This is a genomic window from Mesobacillus sp. LC4 (assembly GCF_053543455.1).
Genome location: NZ_JBGCUB010000019.1, coordinates 1 through 16,856, shown reverse-complemented (window position 1 = coordinate 16,856; position 16,856 = coordinate 1). Strand labels below are relative to the sequence as shown.

General features: G+C 43.8%; 17 protein-coding genes, 1 tRNA gene, 1 other RNA gene and 1 other annotated feature. Of the genes, 6 read left to right on the top strand and 13 right to left on the bottom strand.

Annotated elements, in window-relative coordinates; translation table 11 throughout:
* Positions 1-191 precede the first annotated feature (191 nt).
* From AB5I83_RS23350 to tadA, 7 genes are all read right to left on the bottom strand, one after another.
* Positions 192-455, bottom strand: a complete 264-nt coding sequence (locus AB5I83_RS23350; RefSeq protein ID WP_167834691.1) for a pro-sigmaK processing inhibitor BofA family protein — start codon at positions 453-455, stop codon at positions 192-194.
* Between the two features lie 80 nt (positions 456-535).
* Complete coding sequence (locus AB5I83_RS23345; RefSeq protein ID WP_102264773.1) at positions 536-757, bottom strand: YaaL family protein; 222 nt, start codon at positions 755-757, stop codon at positions 536-538.
* 38 nt (positions 758-795) lie between these two features.
* On the bottom strand, positions 796-1,392 hold the full coding sequence (recR, locus tag AB5I83_RS23340) for a recombination mediator RecR (protein ID WP_041968096.1): 597 nt from the start codon (positions 1,390-1,392) through the stop codon (positions 796-798).
* Between the two features lie 15 nt (positions 1,393-1,407).
* Positions 1,408-1,734 carry a YbaB/EbfC family nucleoid-associated protein gene (locus AB5I83_RS23335; RefSeq protein WP_167834690.1) on the bottom strand — a complete coding sequence of 109 codons (327 nt, stop codon included), beginning with the start codon at positions 1,732-1,734 and terminating at the stop codon, positions 1,408-1,410.
* Positions 1,735-1,752: 18 nt separating this feature from the next.
* Positions 1,753-3,441, bottom strand: coding sequence for a DNA polymerase III subunit gamma/tau (dnaX, locus tag AB5I83_RS23330; protein WP_448978849.1), 1,689 nt, complete (start codon positions 3,439-3,441; stop codon positions 1,753-1,755).
* A 148-nt stretch (positions 3,442-3,589) separates the two neighbouring features.
* Positions 3,590-3,854: signal recognition particle sRNA large type (ffs, locus tag AB5I83_RS23325), an RNA gene on the bottom strand.
* Between the two features lie 76 nt (positions 3,855-3,930).
* Positions 3,931-4,461, bottom strand: a complete 531-nt coding sequence (gene tadA / locus AB5I83_RS23320; protein ID WP_167834688.1) for a tRNA adenosine(34) deaminase TadA — start codon at positions 4,459-4,461, stop codon at positions 3,931-3,933.
* Positions 4,462-4,554: 93 nt separating this feature from the next.
* Between tadA and AB5I83_RS23315 the strand changes: the two genes are divergently transcribed.
* From AB5I83_RS23315 to AB5I83_RS23300, 4 genes are all read left to right on the top strand, one after another.
* Entirely contained in the window at positions 4,555-5,094 is a 540-nt protein-coding gene (locus AB5I83_RS23315; protein WP_448978847.1) for an isochorismatase family cysteine hydrolase, read from the top strand.
* Between the two features lie 63 nt (positions 5,095-5,157).
* The gene (locus AB5I83_RS23310) at positions 5,158-6,441 is read left to right on the top strand and encodes a LysM peptidoglycan-binding domain-containing protein (protein WP_448978845.1); all 1,284 of its coding nucleotides are present in this window, start codon (positions 5,158-5,160) and stop codon (positions 6,439-6,441) included.
* 201 nt (positions 6,442-6,642) lie between these two features.
* On the top strand, positions 6,643-7,284 hold the full coding sequence (locus tag AB5I83_RS23305) for a deoxynucleoside kinase (protein ID WP_448978843.1): 642 nt from the start codon (positions 6,643-6,645) through the stop codon (positions 7,282-7,284).
* Positions 7,281-7,949, top strand: coding sequence for a deoxynucleoside kinase (locus tag AB5I83_RS23300; RefSeq protein WP_214908267.1), 669 nt, complete (start codon positions 7,281-7,283; stop codon positions 7,947-7,949). Before AB5I83_RS23305 ends, AB5I83_RS23300 begins: the two co-directional genes overlap by 4 nt.
* Positions 7,950-8,487: 538 nt before the next feature.
* On the opposite strand, the gene AB5I83_RS23295 is transcribed toward AB5I83_RS23300, so the two are convergent.
* The 6 genes from AB5I83_RS23295 to guaB all read right to left on the bottom strand — a co-directional run bounded on the left by AB5I83_RS23295 (position 8,488) and on the right by guaB (position 15,299).
* Positions 8,488-8,580 (bottom strand) — tRNA-Ser (locus tag AB5I83_RS23295).
* A gap of 362 nt (positions 8,581-8,942) precedes the next feature.
* Positions 8,943-10,223: a serine--tRNA ligase gene (gene serS / locus AB5I83_RS23290; RefSeq protein WP_448978841.1), complete on the bottom strand. Its 1,281-nt coding sequence runs from the start codon at positions 10,221-10,223 to the stop codon at positions 8,943-8,945.
* 63 nt (positions 10,224-10,286) lie between these two features.
* Positions 10,287-10,505 (bottom strand) — a binding site (T-box leader).
* Positions 10,506-10,559: 54 nt separating this feature from the next.
* A complete protein-coding gene (gene pdxT, locus AB5I83_RS23285) occupies positions 10,560-11,147 on the bottom strand; it encodes a pyridoxal 5'-phosphate synthase glutaminase subunit PdxT (protein ID WP_448978854.1) in 588 nt (195 codons plus the stop codon).
* A gap of 14 nt (positions 11,148-11,161) precedes the next feature.
* Positions 11,162-12,043: a pyridoxal 5'-phosphate synthase lyase subunit PdxS gene (pdxS, locus tag AB5I83_RS23280; RefSeq protein WP_167834694.1), complete on the bottom strand. Its 882-nt coding sequence runs from the start codon at positions 12,041-12,043 to the stop codon at positions 11,162-11,164.
* A 150-nt stretch (positions 12,044-12,193) separates the two neighbouring features.
* Positions 12,194-13,498: a serine hydrolase gene (locus AB5I83_RS23275; RefSeq protein ID WP_448978852.1), complete on the bottom strand. Its 1,305-nt coding sequence runs from the start codon at positions 13,496-13,498 to the stop codon at positions 12,194-12,196.
* A gap of 334 nt (positions 13,499-13,832) precedes the next feature.
* On the bottom strand, positions 13,833-15,299 hold the full coding sequence (guaB, locus tag AB5I83_RS23270) for an IMP dehydrogenase (RefSeq protein ID WP_167834695.1): 1,467 nt from the start codon (positions 15,297-15,299) through the stop codon (positions 13,833-13,835).
* A gap of 111 nt (positions 15,300-15,410) precedes the next feature.
* Between guaB and AB5I83_RS23265 the strand changes: the two genes are divergently transcribed.
* Both AB5I83_RS23265 and AB5I83_RS23260 read left to right on the top strand, forming a co-directional pair.
* Positions 15,411-16,355, top strand: a complete 945-nt coding sequence (locus tag AB5I83_RS23265) for a YaaC family protein (RefSeq protein WP_448978839.1) — start codon at positions 15,411-15,413, stop codon at positions 16,353-16,355.
* A 112-nt stretch (positions 16,356-16,467) separates the two neighbouring features.
* Positions 16,468-16,590, top strand: a complete 123-nt coding sequence (locus AB5I83_RS23260) for a hypothetical protein (RefSeq protein WP_264163838.1) — start codon at positions 16,468-16,470, stop codon at positions 16,588-16,590.
* Positions 16,591-16,856 lie beyond the last annotated feature (266 nt).

The window sequence follows — 16,856 nt, the reverse complement described above, 5'->3', positions numbered from 1 at the left end:
TTTTTTCGCGTCACCCGTAGGCGACTTAAATAATATATCATGTTGTCGTTGTTTCGTCAACACCTTTTTTCAAAGTCATTAACAGCTGTCCAACAGCAACGTTTAATATAATAACAACTTATGCTTGCTTGGTCAATAGCTTTTTAGAAAAAATATAAAACGCCGCTTCAAAAGCGGCGTTCTTTCATTCTTTATATAATCCACATCTGGACGGCAACCAATGCAAACACACCAGGAATCCCCAATAGTCCGGAGACAGCGGCGGTCGCGATGTTGATCGGCACGTAAATTCCGAAACTGGTTCCGAAGGCGTTTAGAAAAAATAAAAAGATGGCCCCAATCAAAATCTTCACAGCACTCTGGCCGATAAAACGGAGCGGTTTTGTCGGCGCACCTATGATGAGCAGCAGAAAAATCAATCCGCCAAGAATCGATATGACAACTATAGGATCCATACTCTTCCTCCTTACTTCAATGTCTTGTACATTTTTATGTACAAGTTATCGAAATAAGACCTTTCTGTATGGAAAAAACATCACTTCGTCTTAATCGTGATTTTCCTGTGCTTGGCTTCCTTAAAAAGAAAGAAGTACTTAGCTTCAGCAATTTTTGCTTCTGTGATGAACTCTTCTGATGGATCGAAGCTTCTTTCAACCAATAGCTTTTGATTATTCCAGTTCCTCTTCATGCTGTCCAGCTGTTCCAATAGTTTATGGTCGAATTCTTTTCTAAGCCATTTCTTTTTACGAAATAACATGACTTTCCTCCAGTAGAGTTTCTTCTTATATAATGGAGTTAAACTTCCCTGCGGCCTTCCAGCGCTTTAGACAGCGTGACTTCATCCGCATATTCAAGATCCCCGCCGACCGGGAGACCGTGCGCGATCCTGGTTATCTTGATTCCTGACGGCTTCAACAGCCTTGAGATATACATGGCCGTTGCTTCCCCTTCAATATTGGGGTTAGTCGCAAGAATGACCTCCTGGACCGTTTCATCCTGAAGCCTCTTCAATAGATCTGGGATATTGATATCTTCCGGGCCGATTCCATCCATAGGAGAAATCGCACCATGGAGGACATGATAAAGGCCATTGAATTCCTTCATTTTCTCCATCGCGATAACATCCTTGGGATCCTGTACAACGCAAACCACACTGCGGTCGCGACGCTGATCTTCACATATATAGCAAGGATCCTGGTCGGTTATATGGCCGCAGACAGAGCAATATGTCAGGTTTCGTTTTGCGTTGACCAAAGCCTTAGCGAAATCCAATACAGTTTCTTCCTTCATGCTTAGAACGAAAAAAGCCAGACGAGCGGCCGTTTTCGGGCCGATACCTGGCAATTTCATAAAGCTGTCGATCAGCTTTGATATTGGTTCAGGATAATGCATTCTGTTATATTCCTCCTAGAACATTCCCCCAGGAAGGTTCATGCCCTTTGTAAATTGGCCCATCGTCTTATTAGTTAATTCGTCTGCTTTTTTCAACGCATCATTCGTTGCAGCAAGTACTAAGTCCTGTAGCATTTCGACATCATCAGGATCAACAACTTCCTGCTTGATTTGAACGTCGACAACTTCTTTATGGCCAGTCACGATGACCGTTACCATACCGCCGCCAGCAGTGCCTTCGATTTTCTCTTCTCCTAATTGTACTTGAGCTTCTTCCATCTTCTTTTGCATTTTTTGCATTTGCTTCATCATATTTTGCATATTACCATTTCCTCGCATCATGTAAACGTACCTCCAAATTTAATCTTGTATTTGTATTAATTCATCGCCAAATAATTTCTTAGCTTCAGCAATCAGCGGGTCTTCTGCTGCTGCATCTTGCCCCTCCGATGCTCCATCGCCTCTTTGGCTGATAAAGTTTTCCCTTATTTTAAGCCACTGTTCTTCGGGCACACCAATTACCTGCATTCTTTTACCGGTGTAGTCATTCATCGCACCGCTGACCGTTTCAGTGAATCTGGTGTTTTCCATTGCCATCTGACAGTGAATTTCATATTTGAATTTTATCACTACTGCCTCATCAGATGCAGCTACAGGTTCCGCTTCATTCAACAACGCAGCCTGCGAACGCATTTGGTTTGCAGCCAGCATTTCAAGAAGATCTCCCCAGCGTCCCTTAATTGTATGGAGATTTGTCTTGGTAGCACTTTTCAGTACCTCGTTGATTTTGCCGGTAGGAGCCTGGAATCCTTTCCGGTTGGTACGAGGCGCTTTTTTAGCAGCTGCAGCCGGTTCACTTGCTGCCGCCATACCGGGATTCTGCTGTACCTGTGCCAGTTTTTCCTCGAGCTGCTCAATCCTTCTAAGTAAAGGTTCAACCTGTACATTGCTGGACGGTTGTTGATTTTCCAACTGACACAGCTTGACGATTGCTACCTCTAGGAAGATACGAGGATGGTTTGTCCAACGCATCTCTTGCTGTGCTTTATTCAAAACTTCGATCAATTCATAGATTTGAGCAGGCTCAATTTGATTGGCAAGTTCCTGGAAGTCCTCATCCAGCAGCACTCGCTCCATCGATTCTTCCAATGCCGGCGCTGCCTTATACAGGAGCATATCGCGGTAAAAGAAAATCAGATCCTCTATGAATCTTGCTGGATCCTTTCCTTGTAAAAGAAGTTCTTCTAAAGCTTCGAGCCCAGCTGCCGCATTTCTCTCATGAATCGCCCTGGCCAGTTGGTTCAGGAAATTCTGTGAGACGGTACCCGTGACCGTTAGTGCATCTTCAATCGTCACGGTATCCTGGCTGAATGAGATAGCCTGATCAAGCAGACTCAAGGCGTCACGCATTCCGCCTTCCGCAGCCCTGGAAATGATCTGCAGGGCTTTATCATCGCAATCCACTCCAGATTCCTCAACAATTTGTTTCATCCTGCCAACGATTGCCTGAGCAGTGATCCTCTTAAAATCAAATCGCTGGCATCGTGAAATGATTGTGAGTGGAATCTTATGGGGCTCGGTCGTAGCGAGGATAAAGATGACATGCTTTGGAGGCTCTTCAAGGGTTTTCAGCAAAGCGTTGAACGCTCCGATGGAAAGCATATGCACTTCATCAATGATATATACTTTATACTTCACGACGTTCGGTGCGTATTTCACCTTGTCACGAATATCCCGGATTTCTTCGACACCGTTATTGGAAGCAGCATCGATTTCAATGACATCAGGGATCGATCCATCGGTTATCCCGCGGCAAGCGTCGCATTCATTGCAAGGCTCGGCCGTTGGAGCTTTTTCACAGTTAACCGCTTTTGCCAAAATTTTTGCAGCACTGGTTTTTCCAGTTCCCCTTGGGCCGGAAAAAAGATAGGCATGTGATATTTTTTGTTGAAGCAGAGCGTTTTGCAGTGTCGTTGTGACATGTTCCTGTCCGACCACATCAATGAACTGCTGTGGACGCCAGACACGATATAAAGCTTGGTAGGCCAATGACACCGCTCCCTTCGGTTATATGATCCTTCCTATTATAACGCAAATATCTTTCAATTTCACTTTTACAAGAGGAAGTTTTTATAGTATTAAACGACAAAAAACTCATCTCCGTGAAGAGATGAGTTGAATGTATCATATTTAACTGCCGCGCACCTTCCGTCGACTGATTACCATAAGCGTTACTTAAGCAGTTAGCTCGGCCCAGGCAACCCTGCGGCACATGGGAGCGTCCACTTAATGCTGCTTCCTTCCGGACCTGACATGGTTCATGGATTCCCATTGCGCAGGACCCGGGCGTCAACACCACTTACTTAAGGCAGACCCTACAGTAAATCAGCCTCAGGAAGGGATTCATCCCCGCTAGAGCGGATTGCGGGTACAGGGCACCGCTACCTCCCCGACTAGCACGGCAAAATTGAAACCTTATTTAGGTGTGTCTCAAGGACACATACATAGTATACTAACTCACGAACCAAAAAGCAATGCTTATCCCCTGTCAATTCCTGTATGTTGTTCCAATTCCTCTTTTGCCTGCTTCTTTTTCAGCTTCTTTTTCTCCCGCAGATTCCTGAAAAAGTCGGACAACAGTGCTCCGCATTCTTCTTCAAGTACGCCTGTCACCACTTCACTTTGATGATTGAATCGCTCATCCTGGAGAATGTTCATGAATGTACCGGCACAGCCGCCTTTCGGGTCCTTTGCTCCATAAACCACTTTTTTCACCCGCGAAAGCATGATTGCGCCTGCACACATCGGACATGGTTCGAGGGTTACGTATAATATAGCATCCTCCAGCCTCCATGTACCGAGTTTCTTGCAGGCCTCATCGATTGCCAGCACCTCGGCATGAGCAATGGAACTCTGCTTCGTTTCGCGGAGATTATGGGCACGGGCAATGATCTCACCATCCAGGACAATCACAGCACCAATCGGCACCTCATCCATCTGCCCAGCTTTTTTCGCTTCTTCAATTGCCACTAACATAAATTGTTCGTCCTGGGTAAGTTGAGCTTCCATCTTTCCCTCCGCTAAAAGTAATAATAGTTATTTCCAATTGGTTTAATAATCCCCCTCCGGTAAAAATATAAAGGGAAAAGGAGAGGATGTATCTTGGTAAAAGCTGCTCTGTTGATCATCGATATGATCAATGATTTTAATTTTAATGCTGGGGAAGCCCTTGCAAGAAATACAGAAGAAATCATAGATCCAATTTTAAAGGTAAAAAAATCTTTCAATGAAAAGGACATGCCTGTTATCTATATTAATGACCATTATAATCTATGGCAGGCCGATTTTGAAAAAATCATGGACTATTGCTCAAATGAAACGAGCGATGAACTCATTAAAAAAATTGCACCTAAAAAAAATCAGGATTATTTTTTAATCAAACCAAAGCATTCTGCTTTTTATGGAACGGCCCTTCATACTCTGCTGCAGCAATTAAAGGTCGATACATTGATACTATCGGGAATCGCAGGCAATATTTGTGTGCTATTCACCGCAAATGATGCGTATATGCGTGAATACAACCTGATCATTCCGGAGGACTTCATTGCCTCCAATGATGAACAGGATAATAAATACGCACTGACAATGATGAAAAACGTCCTGTCCGCCGATACAAGGCCTTCCAGGGAGCTTGATTTATAACATACTGTAATTTCTTCCTTCATACAATGGTTGTAGCGCTAAAAATGCCAGGGAGGGAAGAACATGCAGATTCATGTGGTACAGCAAGGACAGAATTTAACACAGATTGCTCAAATTTACGGGTCTTCTGTTGCGGATATAACCGAGGCGAATGAACTGCCTAATCCTAATAATCTTGTGGTCGGCCAGGCGATGGTCATTCCGATTGTCGGAAGCTTTTATTTTGTCCAGCCAGGCGACAGCCTCTGGGCTATTTCAAGGAGGTTTGGTATCACCCCGGAAGAACTCGCAAGGATCAACGGAATCTCGGTCAATCAGCCATTATCCGTCGGCTTCCGCTTATATATTCCACAGCGGCCTAAAACAAATGCGGAATTCAATGCCTATGTTGAACCGCGAGAAAATACAGTTGCACCTGCTCTGGAAACGGCTGCCCGTGAAGCTGCTCCTTATTTAACTTATCTTGCGCCATTCAGCTTCCAGGCCTTGCGTGATGGATCGTTGAAAGAGCCGCTGCTGAACAACTTTCCTGCTATTGCAGAAGCAAATAACAATATTTTAATGATGGTAATCACCAACCAGGAGAACGACCAGTTCAGTGATGAACTAGGGCGCATCCTCTTGAATGACATGGCAATTCAGGACAAATTCCTGAACAATATCGTTGCCACTGCCAAAAAATATGGATTCCGGGATATTCATTTTGATTTTGAATTCTTGCGTCCAGCTGACCGCGAAGCCTATAACACCTTCCTGCGAAAAGCGAGGGATCGTTTTAAACAAGAAGGCTGGTTCATCTCCACTGCGCTGGCCCCTAAGACGAGTGCTGCACAGACTGGTGCCTGGTATACGGCGCATGACTACAAGGCACATGGGGAAATAGTCGATTTCGTTGTGATCATGACTTATGAGTGGGGTTATAGCGGCGGACCTGCCCAGGCAGTCTCCCCAATCGGTCCTGTCCGTCAAGTGCTGGAGTATGCGGTCAGTGAAATGCCATCACAAAAAGTCATGATGGGCCAGAATCTTTATGGCTATGACTGGACCCTTCCATTTGTGGAAGGATCTATCGCTAGAGCTGTCAGCCCGCAGCAGGCGATCCAGATTGCCGCCGATAATAATGTCGCAATCCAGTACAACACAAAATCCCAGGCGCCAACCTTCCGATATACAGCCCAAGATGGGAAACAGCATGAAGTCTGGTTTGAGGACGCAAGGTCCATACAGGCAAAATTCGATTTGATAAAAGAATTGAACCTGAGAGGAATGAGCTACTGGAAGCTCGGCCTTTCCTTCCCGCAGAACTGGCTGCTCATCCAGGATAATTTCAATGTGGTAAAAAGATAAAATTTTCTGTTAAAATATTTTTACAAATTCCGATAATATATGACAGGCGCAGTATTTCTGCGGCTGTCTCTTTTTTTTGCTAAAATTGCCTCTTAATATTCCATACCCATACCATACTGTGTGTGATAAAATGGACTTTGCGTGATTTAACTGACAGAAATGTAAAAAAGAGATAGATACAACAGAGAGGGAGGACATGTTGTGGAAGGAACACCTTTTATAACGGTTGAAGGACCAATCGGTATTGGGAAAACGTCATTAGCACGTGCTATTTCCGAGCGGTTTCAATTTGCACTTTTAAAGGAAATTGTCGACGAAAATCCATTTTTGGGGAAGTTTTACGATAACATAGAAGAATGGAGTTTCCAGACAGAAATGTTTTTCCTCTGCAATCGATACAAGCAGCTTGGAGATATTAATGAACACTACCTCAGCAAAGACAAATCAGTCGTAGCTGATTACCATATCATGAAAAACCTCATTTTCGCCCAGCGCACACTAAATGAACAGGAATACAAAAAATATCTAGATATTTATCAAATCCTGACAAAAGATATGCCTAAACCGAATGTCATCATATACTTGAATGCAAGTCTTGATACATTGATGAAGCGAATCAAAATGCGCGGCCGCGAAGTCGAAAAAAACATCAGCCCTTTATATCTAGAGCAATTATCTCTTGATTATGAACAAGCCATGCTTCAATTCGAGAAAGACCACCCTGAAATCCCTGTTCTTCGTTTCAGCGGCGACGACCTGGATTTTGTTAAAAATGAAGAAGATCTCCAGTTGATCATCGACCAGCTAACCGCATCATTAAGAAAAAGGAGCGTACAACCATGAATCTGAGAACAAAATATGACATCCCGGCTAATGCAGTCATCACGATTGCCGGAACAGTTGGAGTCGGCAAATCGACAATGACGAATGCCCTGGCGGATGCCCTTCGGTTCCGTACATCCTTTGAAAAAGTAGATACAAACCCATATCTTGATAAGTTCTATGCTGATTTCGAGCGCTGGAGCTTCCACTTGCAAATCTACTTCCTTGCAGAGCGCTTCAAGGAGCAGAAAAGGATTTTTGAATACGGCGGCGGCTTTATCCAGGACCGTTCCATTTATGAAGATACAGGCATCTTCGCAAAAATGCATTATGAAAAAGGCACAATGTCCCCAGTGGATTACGAAACATACAAAAGCCTATTCGAAGCAATGGTCATGACCCCATACTTCCCGCATCCAGATTTGCTGATCTACCTTGAGGGTTCAATTGACGATATTCTTGAACGCATCAAGCTAAGAGGACGTCCGATGGAACAGCAAACACCGATTACGTATTGGGAAGAAATGCATGCACGTTATGAAAATTGGATCAATAACTTCAACGCATGCCCAGTCCTGCGCTTGAACATTAATGATTACGACCTGTTCAACAACCCTGAATCAATTGAACCGATTGTTGAGAAAATCGCTACACACATCAAGCAAACTCAATTATTGAAAAAATAAAACCGCCGAATGGCGGTTTTTTGTTATCTATAGGCTTTAGTCTGGTTCACTATCAATACATAAAATGATTCTATAAACCCCTATTAAGCGGAATGCTTTCAAAAAGGCATATAGAACTTTTCTATAAGACCGAATCAAGCAGAAAACTCCCAAAAGTGCATATAGAATATTACTTCTACCCTTTTTAAAAGAAAGGCTCTGTTAAAGACCAATGTTGTTTTAAAGCCTGTTGATTGTAGTGGAAGGCGCGTAGACTCCTCCGAAAATGCTAACGCATTTCCATCGTGCGTGGGCGAACTCGAAGAAGTCTACTCAAAGTCCTGCGGGATGAGCAAGTCATGGGAGACCCCGCAGGCGCATAAGCGCCGAGGAGGCTCCCCGACTGCCCGCGGAAAGCGAAGCGCCTGGAACGAAAATCAACAGCCTAGTTTAACAGAGCCAAAAGAAAATATAAAAAAACCCGCTACGTTCCGTAACGGGTTTCTTTACACAATCTCCAAATTGTTTTTATGCGTTAATGCTTTAATATTAAAAATTATGGAGGAGGTAGAGGGATTCGAACCCCCGCGCGGTGTTACCCGCCTGTCGGTTTTCAAGACCGATCCCTTCAGCCGGACTTGGGTATACCTCCGAGACAAGAAATATAATATCATGTATTTAAAAACGAGTCAACACTTCTTTAAAAGTTTTTTTCGGACAGGAATGAATCCTGTCCGAAAAGAAAAGCGGAAACGCCTTGGTCAGCTCCGACAAGCGCTGGAGGGCCGACCAGTGAAGTCGTTCTTTGACTTCATTGGGCGGACTGAAATCGAAATGTAAAGCCGACTGCCCAGAAACGCAGAAACTGGAGACTCCGACAAAGAAGCGCTTTTTGCATCTGCCGGCGGAGTTGAAGTTTCGGAGTTTCTAGGAGGCGAAACTAGACAAGCGACTCGAGGAGCTAGGCGTTGGAGCTAGACACTAATCAAAGTTTAAACCGCTTATAAATGACGCTTATTCGGGAGCAATTACTTCCCTATTGCCCATGTACGGACGCAATACTTCCGGAATGATGACACTTCCGTCAGCCTGCTGGTAGTTCTCGAGAATGGCGGCAACCGTACGGCCAATCGCAAGGCCAGATCCGTTCAGTGTATGGACATGTTCTGGCTTTGCCTTTGCTTCGCGGCGGAAACGAATGTTCGCACGTCTTGCCTGGAAGCCTTCAAAGTTACTGCAAGAAGAAATTTCTCTGTAAGTGCCATAACTTGGGATCCAGACTTCAATGTCATATTTCTTCGCAGCTGTGAAGCCAAGGTCTGCAGAGCACATGCTCAGCACGCGGTATGGCAGGCCTAATAGCTGAAGCACTTTCTCAGCATGTCCAGTCAGCTTTTCAAGCTCCTCATAAGAATCTTCAGGCTTCACGAACTTCACTAATTCTACTTTGTTGAACTGGTGCTGGCGGATCAAACCGCGCGTATCGCGTCCCGCAGACCCCGCCTCAGAACGGAAACATGCGCTGTATGCTGCATAATTGATCGGAAGCTCGTCTGCAGTCAGGATTTCATCACGGTGCATATTCGTAACAGGTACTTCCGCAGTCGGAATCAAGAAGTAATCTTCACTCTCAATTCGGAATGCATCCTCTTCAAACTTAGGAAGTTGTCCTGTCCCAGTCATGCTTGCACGATTGACCATGTACGGAGGAAGGACTTCCTTATAGCCATGCTCATCAACATGAAGATCAAGCATGAAGCTGATCAATGCGCGCTCAAGACGTGCTCCCAAGCCTTTGTAAAAAACAAAGCGGCTGCCGGTTACCTTACCAGCACGTTCAAAATCAAGGATTTTCAAATGGTCTGCAACATCCCAATGCGGCTTCGCTTCGAATTCAAAATCACGGATTTCTCCCCATTTGCGAACTTCCACATTGTCGTCTTCCGTTTCACCAATCGGCACACTTTCATGCGGGATATTCGGAATGCTCAGCATCAGGTTTTCTAGCTCTTCTTCTACTTCACGAAGCTGGTCATCCAAAACCTTGATTTTGTCGCCTACCTCCCGCATTTCAGCGATCAAGTGGTCTGCATCCTGCTTTTCGCGCTTCAGCTGCGCAACTTGCTGGGACACTTCATTCCTTCTGCTCTTCAGCTGTTCAGCCTCAAGGATCAATTCCCTGCGCTTCACATCCAGGTCCTCAAACTTGCCGAAATCAGTCATGTCTTCGCCACGGTGCTGCAGCTTCTGTTTTACATCTTCAAAATTCGCTCTCAAATACTTTACGTCTAACACTGCGATTTCCTCCTTTTGATATACAGTAAAAAGCTTGGATAAAATAAAAAACTCCCGTCCCCAAAAAGGGACGAGAGTTAACCCGCGTTGCCACCCTAGTTGAAAGCAAAAAATGCTTTCCACTCATAAAATAACGGTTTTTACCGAAAGTATTTACTGGCCATTCCTGGCGTTCCATACTCTGCTCGAGGGCGGATTCATTTGCTCCAGACACCGGTTCACACCAACCACCGGTTCTCTTCGGAATGGATACAAGCTACTATTCCCTCTCATCGCTTTTTTACTATCGAATTTTAATTCATAATTTACTACAATTATGTTCACCATGCAAGCAGTTTATGCAAAATTTTCACTCTTAGTCTCCTCGACCATTTTCACAAAGTAGCTCATGAGTCGATAATCATCTGTCAACTCTGGATGGAAGGAACAGCCGAGGAATTGCCCATCACGCGCTGCAACAATCCGGTCATTATGCTTCGCCAGCACTTCGACATTCTCTCCTGCTTCTACAATATGAGGTGCCCTGATAAACACAGCCGAGAAACTTTCAGCAACTCCTGAAATAGCAATGTCAGCTTCAAAGCTTTCGCGCTGGCGTCCGAATGAATTTCGTTCAACCTTCACATCCATGACACCGAGATGCGGCGCATCGTAGCCAACCAAATCATTCGCAAGCAGGATCAGGCCGGCACAAGTCCCAAACATCGCCTTGCCATCAGCGGCAAACTTCTTCAATTCTTCCATAAAACCGTATTTATCAATCAGGCGGCGGATTGTGGTGCTTTCTCCCCCAGGGATAATCAGTCCATCCACATCAGCGAGCTGTTCAGGACGCTTAATGACAATACCTTCTGCTCCGGATGCCTCAATTGCCCATATATGCTCCCGTACGGCACCCTGAAGGCCAAGTACTCCGATTTTCACCATAGACATTCCCCTTACCAGCCGCGATCCTGCATGCGGGCTTCAGGTGCCAATGATGAAATCTCCATGCCCTTCATCGGGATGCCGAGGCCTTTCGAAATGTTCGCAATCAGTTCGTAATCCTGATAGTGAGTAGTCGCCTCGACAATTGCTTTTGCAAACTTCGCTGGATTATCAGATTTGAATATACCGGAGCCTACGAATACTCCATCAGCACCAAGCTGCATCATCAATGCCGCGTCTGCTGGTGTAGCCACACCGCCTGCTGCGAAATTCACGACAGGAAGGCGTCCAAGCTGCTTGATTTCAAGCAGAAGCTCATATGGTGCTCCTAGAAGCTTGGCTTCTGTCATTAGTTCATCCATATCCATTGCGACTACCTTGCGCACCTGGGCATTTACCTTGCGGATATGACGGACAGCTTCCACGATATTGCCTGTCCCCGGCTCTCCCTTTGTACGAAGCATGGAGGCTCCTTCTCCGATTCTTCTCGCTGCCTCGCCAAGGTCACGGCATCCGCACACGAAAGGAACTGTATAATCTCTTTTATTCAGGTGAAATTCTTCATCCGCTGGAGTCAGAACTTCACTTTCATCAATATAATCAACGCCCATCGCTTCGAGCACGCGCGCTTCTACGATGTGGCCAATTCGTGCTTTTGCCATAACGGGAATTGTGACAGCACCCATTACCTCTTCAACGATCCTAGGGTCAGCCATTCTTGCTACACCGCCAGCAGCACGTATATCTGAAGGAACACGTTCCAGTGCCATTACGGCCACTGCACCAGCTTCTTCAGCAATCTTAGCCTGCTCGGCATTGACAACATCCATAATGACGCCGCCCTTTTGCATTTCTGCCATACCACGTTTAACACGATCAGTACCTGTCTTCATTTCTTTTCCCCCTTGTCCCTTTAAAAGGATTACTATGTAAGCACTTGCAAATAACTGGAAAATCAGACTTTTTTAGTCGGAATTTAGTTATCCCTATTGAAAATAAACAATAAAAAAGGTTTCCTGTCAAGACAGGAAACCAAACATTATTTAAAACCAGCCCTTGACTGTATCAGCTACTCCACCGAACAAATCTCCAAAGAAACCGCCGATTCCGCGCATCATCAGCACGAACCAGTTTGCCTTTTCGATACTTTCAGCAGCGACAACTGGTACCTGGACTTGCTTTTGTCCTTCTTCTGTTAAAAAGCTGATGTTTTCATCCTTCTTGGACTTAACAGTCATATAGCCAACTTGTTCACCTTTCTTGATCGGAGCAGTCAGTTCGCCATTTTCATTCAGCTTCTTTTTATCCAGTACTAGTACCGGTTCATATTGATCCTTTTCACCATTCCTGATTGTCATCGTAATGGCTTTTTTAGATTGAATCTCAACACTGTCTTCCTTTCCTTTTGTTACAGGAAGGTTTTTCTTGCCTTTAATCTGGTGATTCTTTTTCACAAGCTCTTCTTCTGTAAAATTACTGAAAGCAAAGTCGAGGATTTTGCGCGTTTCAGAAAAACGGCTGTCCTTGGAGTCTGCCTTCATGATTACAGAAATGAATCTTTGACCATTTTTCATAGCAGTAGCAGTAAAACCATAGCCTGCAAAATCAGTCGAACCTGTTTTCAAACCGTCTACACCTTCATATTGATAGATAAGACCTGGAAGCATCCAGTTAAAGTTCTTGTATTCACGTCCGTCACGGAACTTCAATGCCGGCACACTTGCTGTATCCAGTACCTCCGGATAATCCTTCAGGAGAAGGTAGGCAAGCCTAGCCAGGGAACGTGCTGACATAACATTCTCTTCCTCAGGGCCGCCAGCTGGATGTTGTCCTAACAGGTCCCTATTGTTCAAACCTGAAGAGTTCACGAATTTATAATCCTTCAATCCTAGTTCAGCTGCTTTTTTGTTCATTTTTTCCACATGGTTCTTCTCTGTACCAGAAAGAACCTCTGCCAGTGCGACGGTCGCTGCATTACCAGAATGGATCGCCATCGCTTCATATAATTCTTTAACTGTATAGTCTTCACCTTGGGTTAATCCTACATTGGATAGGCCTGGTGCAGCAGACAGCTTATGGACATATTCATTGATTTTTACTTTTTGGTCCCATTTTAGCTTTCCTTCTTTTACCGCTTCCAGGACCATATATTCTGTCATCATTTTAGACATGGATGCTACGCCAAGGACGACATCAGAATTTTTCTCATATAATACTCTTCCAGTATCTGCATCAATCAGCATGGCAGCTTCAGCATCGATGCCTAATTGTCCCTCTGCTGCTTCTGCCTTCGGTGAGAATCCGGAAAACATAGTGGTGATCGTTAAGATGAATGCTGCAAAGAACATTGATAGCTGTTTCTGTTTACGGTTCAAGACGACTTTCCCTCCAAATTTTTCAATGTAATAGCTGTTTCATGTTGATTGATACTTTTGACCGGCCCTTGCAGTTCACTGGAAAGGAAAGCCTTGGGTCGTTCAAGCAGCAATTTCATGAAAATAACCTAAATAATCTATAAAACTTTCATATTTTTCACTCTCAAAAAATCACACCCGTATAGTTTAACATAAAAAAAATGAAAAAAATAGACAGAGAATAGTCACTCTGTCTAATGTAAAATTAGGAAAAAACGACTGGCATACAGGTAAAAAGTCGTAGTTCCTTCTATATTCAACTATTAAATCAGCTCATGGAGTAATTCGGTGCTTCCTTCGTGATCTGGACGTCATGCGGGTGACTTTCCCTTAAACCTGCTCCAGTCATCTTAATGAATTGGGCATTCTCCCTTAATTCCTCGAGATTAGCTGTTCCGCAGTATCCCATGCCTGAACGAATGCCACCAACAAGTTGATAGATTGTATCTGTAAGCGGCCCTTTATACGGAATCCGGCCTTCTATACCTTCTGGAACAAATTTCTTATTGTCTTCTTGGAAGTAACGATCTTTAGATCCCTTTTCCATCGCTCCAACAGATCCCATTCCGCGATATACTTTGAAACGTCTTCCTTGATAGATTTCAGTTTCTCCCGGACTTTCACTGACACCCGCAAGCAAACTTCCGAGCATAACAGCATGGCCACCAGCTGCAAGTGCCTTAACAATATCTCCTGAATATTTGATTCCGCCGTCCGCAATGATTGCCTTGCCGTGCTTTCGAGCTTCTGTCGCACAATCATACACTGCAGTAATTTGCGGAACACCAACACCTGCCACAACCCTCGTTGTACAGATTGAACCTGGCCCGATGCCAACCTTAACGATATCAGCACCTGCTTCTATTAAGTCTCTTGTCGCTTCTGCTGTAGCGACATTTCCGGCAATGATATTCAATTCAGGATAGCTTTCACGGATCTGCCTTACCGTATCAATAACACCCTTTGAGTGACCATGAGCGGTATCGACAACAATCACATCTACATGAGATTTCACAAGCAATTCAACACGTTTCATCGTATCACCTGTTACACCAACTGCTGCACCGCACAACAAGCGGCCTTGTGAATCCTTCGAAGAGTTCGGAAACTCAATCACTTTTTCAATATCTTTGATGGTGATGAGCCCTTTCAATACGCCTTCGTCATTTACTAGTGGGAGTTTTTCAATTTTATGGCGCTGAAGGATCTTCTCTGCTTCTTCAAGAGTCGTTCCCACTGAAGCTGTCACCAATTCAGTCTTCGTCATGACATCTTCAATTTTAATGGAGTAATCCTGGATAAAGCGCATATCACGGTTGGTGATGATTCCAACAAGCTTCTGTTCTTCTTCATTGTTGACGATTGGGACACCTGAAATTCGGTATTTACCCATCAAATGTTCAGCATCAAATACTTGATGCTCAGGAGTTAGAAAGAATGGATCCGTTATGACTCCACTTTCAGAACGCTTTACTTTATCGACCTGGTCTGCCTGCTGCTCAATCGACATGTTCTTATGTATGACCCCAAGGCCGCCCTGTCTAGCAATCGAAATGGCTAGTTCAGATTCTGTTACAGTATCCATGCCGGCACTAATGATTGGTATATTCAATTTCAGAGTCTCAGTCAGATTGACCTTCAAGCTCACATCCTTTGGCAATACCTCGGATTTGGCAGGCACCAACAGCACATCATCAAACGTTAATCCTTCTTTTGCAAATTTACTTTCCCACATAGTAAATGACCCCCTTTAAGAAAATATTATTTGTAGGTTATCAATTGGTTAAAATACTGTCAAGAAGGTTATTATTTGTTAGACTTTTCAAATAACTTGGAGGTTTTTCATGTGTCTAAGCCTTATAAAGAATGGAACAGCTATACTCTCTTCTTTTCAGCAGAGTATGCACAAGCCTACTTAAAAAAATGCTATCGGAAAATCAACATCGAACAGCCTGACATGAAAAGCTTCGAAAACTGTTATCCCTTTATGTATTATCTCGAACATGGGAAGCTTTACTATGAACAGGCAGAAAAATCTCCGCTGGCCATTCAGCCCATTCTGCTCTTTTATGGACTTGTCCATCTCATAAAAGCATGCATTCTTACAGTAGAACCTGATTATCCTGAAACCACTTCTGTTCTAGCGCACGGCGTCTCAACAAGGAAACGGAAAAAACAGCAATACAGCTTCACAGAGGATGAAGTGAAATTCCAAAAGAATGGATTGTTCTCCTTAATGGCAGAAAAAATGTTCCACATGAAACAATTGGAAGGTGAAAAAGCCACAATGGGAGATGTGATGGAACTGATTCCAGAATTGGCCGCCATCTATTCTGACTTGAGAGGAAAGCAAAATTTTGAAATCGTCACAGCTGCCGATTCAGGTTTTGCTATGCCTAAATCAATCATTGACCATTTCCATATGACAGAGAATCGCTTTAAAGAATTCTTTCAAACTAAATCCGCTGCTCCAGTTACATTTATAAACGATTCAAACTTGATCAAATTTCAAGCGAACCTGAAGGGTATAACTGAGCCCATAAAGTACAATTTAGAAGAACAGCATTACGTATTCCCTTTGAAAAAAAGCGACCTGTTTCTATTCCCAGAACTGCTGCTGCACTATCTATTGTTATACAATCTGGGAATGATCGCACGTTATGAAACAGAATGGTGGAGTGAATTAATAAAGATGATGCCCAATGAAGACTATCCATTGATTCAGTCTTTTTTAAAATCGACACTGACAAAGGGACCTTACTTAATTTACCATTATCTGATGAATAAGTGATAGGATCAAGGTGTTGAGGCTTTAATGAGATTCTTGAAGAAGAAAAAATGTTTAGCTAAGCCTGCATCGGGAATTCATAAAGACGGATCCCATTAACCGAGGAGGTTTAAATATGGATAGAAAAAAACTAATGATGACTACAGTGGCTCTAGGAACAGCATACTTGTTAAAAGATCGAAAGTCACGCGCGAAGGTCATGGACCAATTACAATCTCTGGGTAAGAAAAAGAAATAATCTATAGCAAAACCCTCTGAACTAATCAGAGGGTTTTTGTTGTATGGAGTTATGAGAAAAAGGTAGTGGTTAGTTTATAGGGATTTAGTTCGGACAGCTTTTTGCTGATTGCCCCTTAACCTGTATGAAGTTGACTCTACTTCGGACAACTTTTTGTTGCTTTCCTCTATACTTGTCTGAAGTTGATCCTTCTTCGGACAACTTTTCCTGATTTACCTTTAAACCTGTCTGAAGTCGCCCCTACTTCGGACAACTTTTCTTGATTC

Coding starts and splice junctions, on each gene's coding strand:
- AB5I83_RS23350 (WP_167834691.1), bottom strand. CDS start 455: ATGGATCCTATAGTTGTCATATCGATTCTTGGCGGATTGATTTTTCTG.
- AB5I83_RS23345 (WP_102264773.1), bottom strand. CDS start 757: ATGTTATTTCGTAAAAAGAAATGGCTTAGAAAAGAATTCGACCATAAA.
- recR (WP_041968096.1), bottom strand. CDS start 1,392: ATGCATTATCCTGAACCAATATCAAAGCTGATCGACAGCTTTATGAAA.
- AB5I83_RS23335 (WP_167834690.1), bottom strand. CDS start 1,734: ATGATGCGAGGAAATGGTAATATGCAAAATATGATGAAGCAAATGCAA.
- tadA (WP_167834688.1), bottom strand. CDS start 4,461: ATGGAAGCTCAACTTACCCAGGACGAACAATTTATGTTAGTGGCAATT.
- AB5I83_RS23310 (WP_448978845.1), top strand. CDS start 5,158: ATGCAGATTCATGTGGTACAGCAAGGACAGAATTTAACACAGATTGCT.
- AB5I83_RS23300 (WP_214908267.1), top strand. CDS start 7,281: ATGAATCTGAGAACAAAATATGACATCCCGGCTAATGCAGTCATCACG.
- pdxS (WP_167834694.1), bottom strand. CDS start 12,043: ATGAAGACAGGTACTGATCGTGTTAAACGTGGTATGGCAGAAATGCAA.
- AB5I83_RS23275 (WP_448978852.1), bottom strand. CDS start 13,498: ATGTTCTTTGCAGCATTCATCTTAACGATCACCACTATGTTTTCCGGA.
- guaB (WP_167834695.1), bottom strand. CDS start 15,299: ATGTGGGAAAGTAAATTTGCAAAAGAAGGATTAACGTTTGATGATGTG.
- AB5I83_RS23260 (WP_264163838.1), top strand. CDS start 16,468: ATGGATAGAAAAAAACTAATGATGACTACAGTGGCTCTAGGAACAGCA.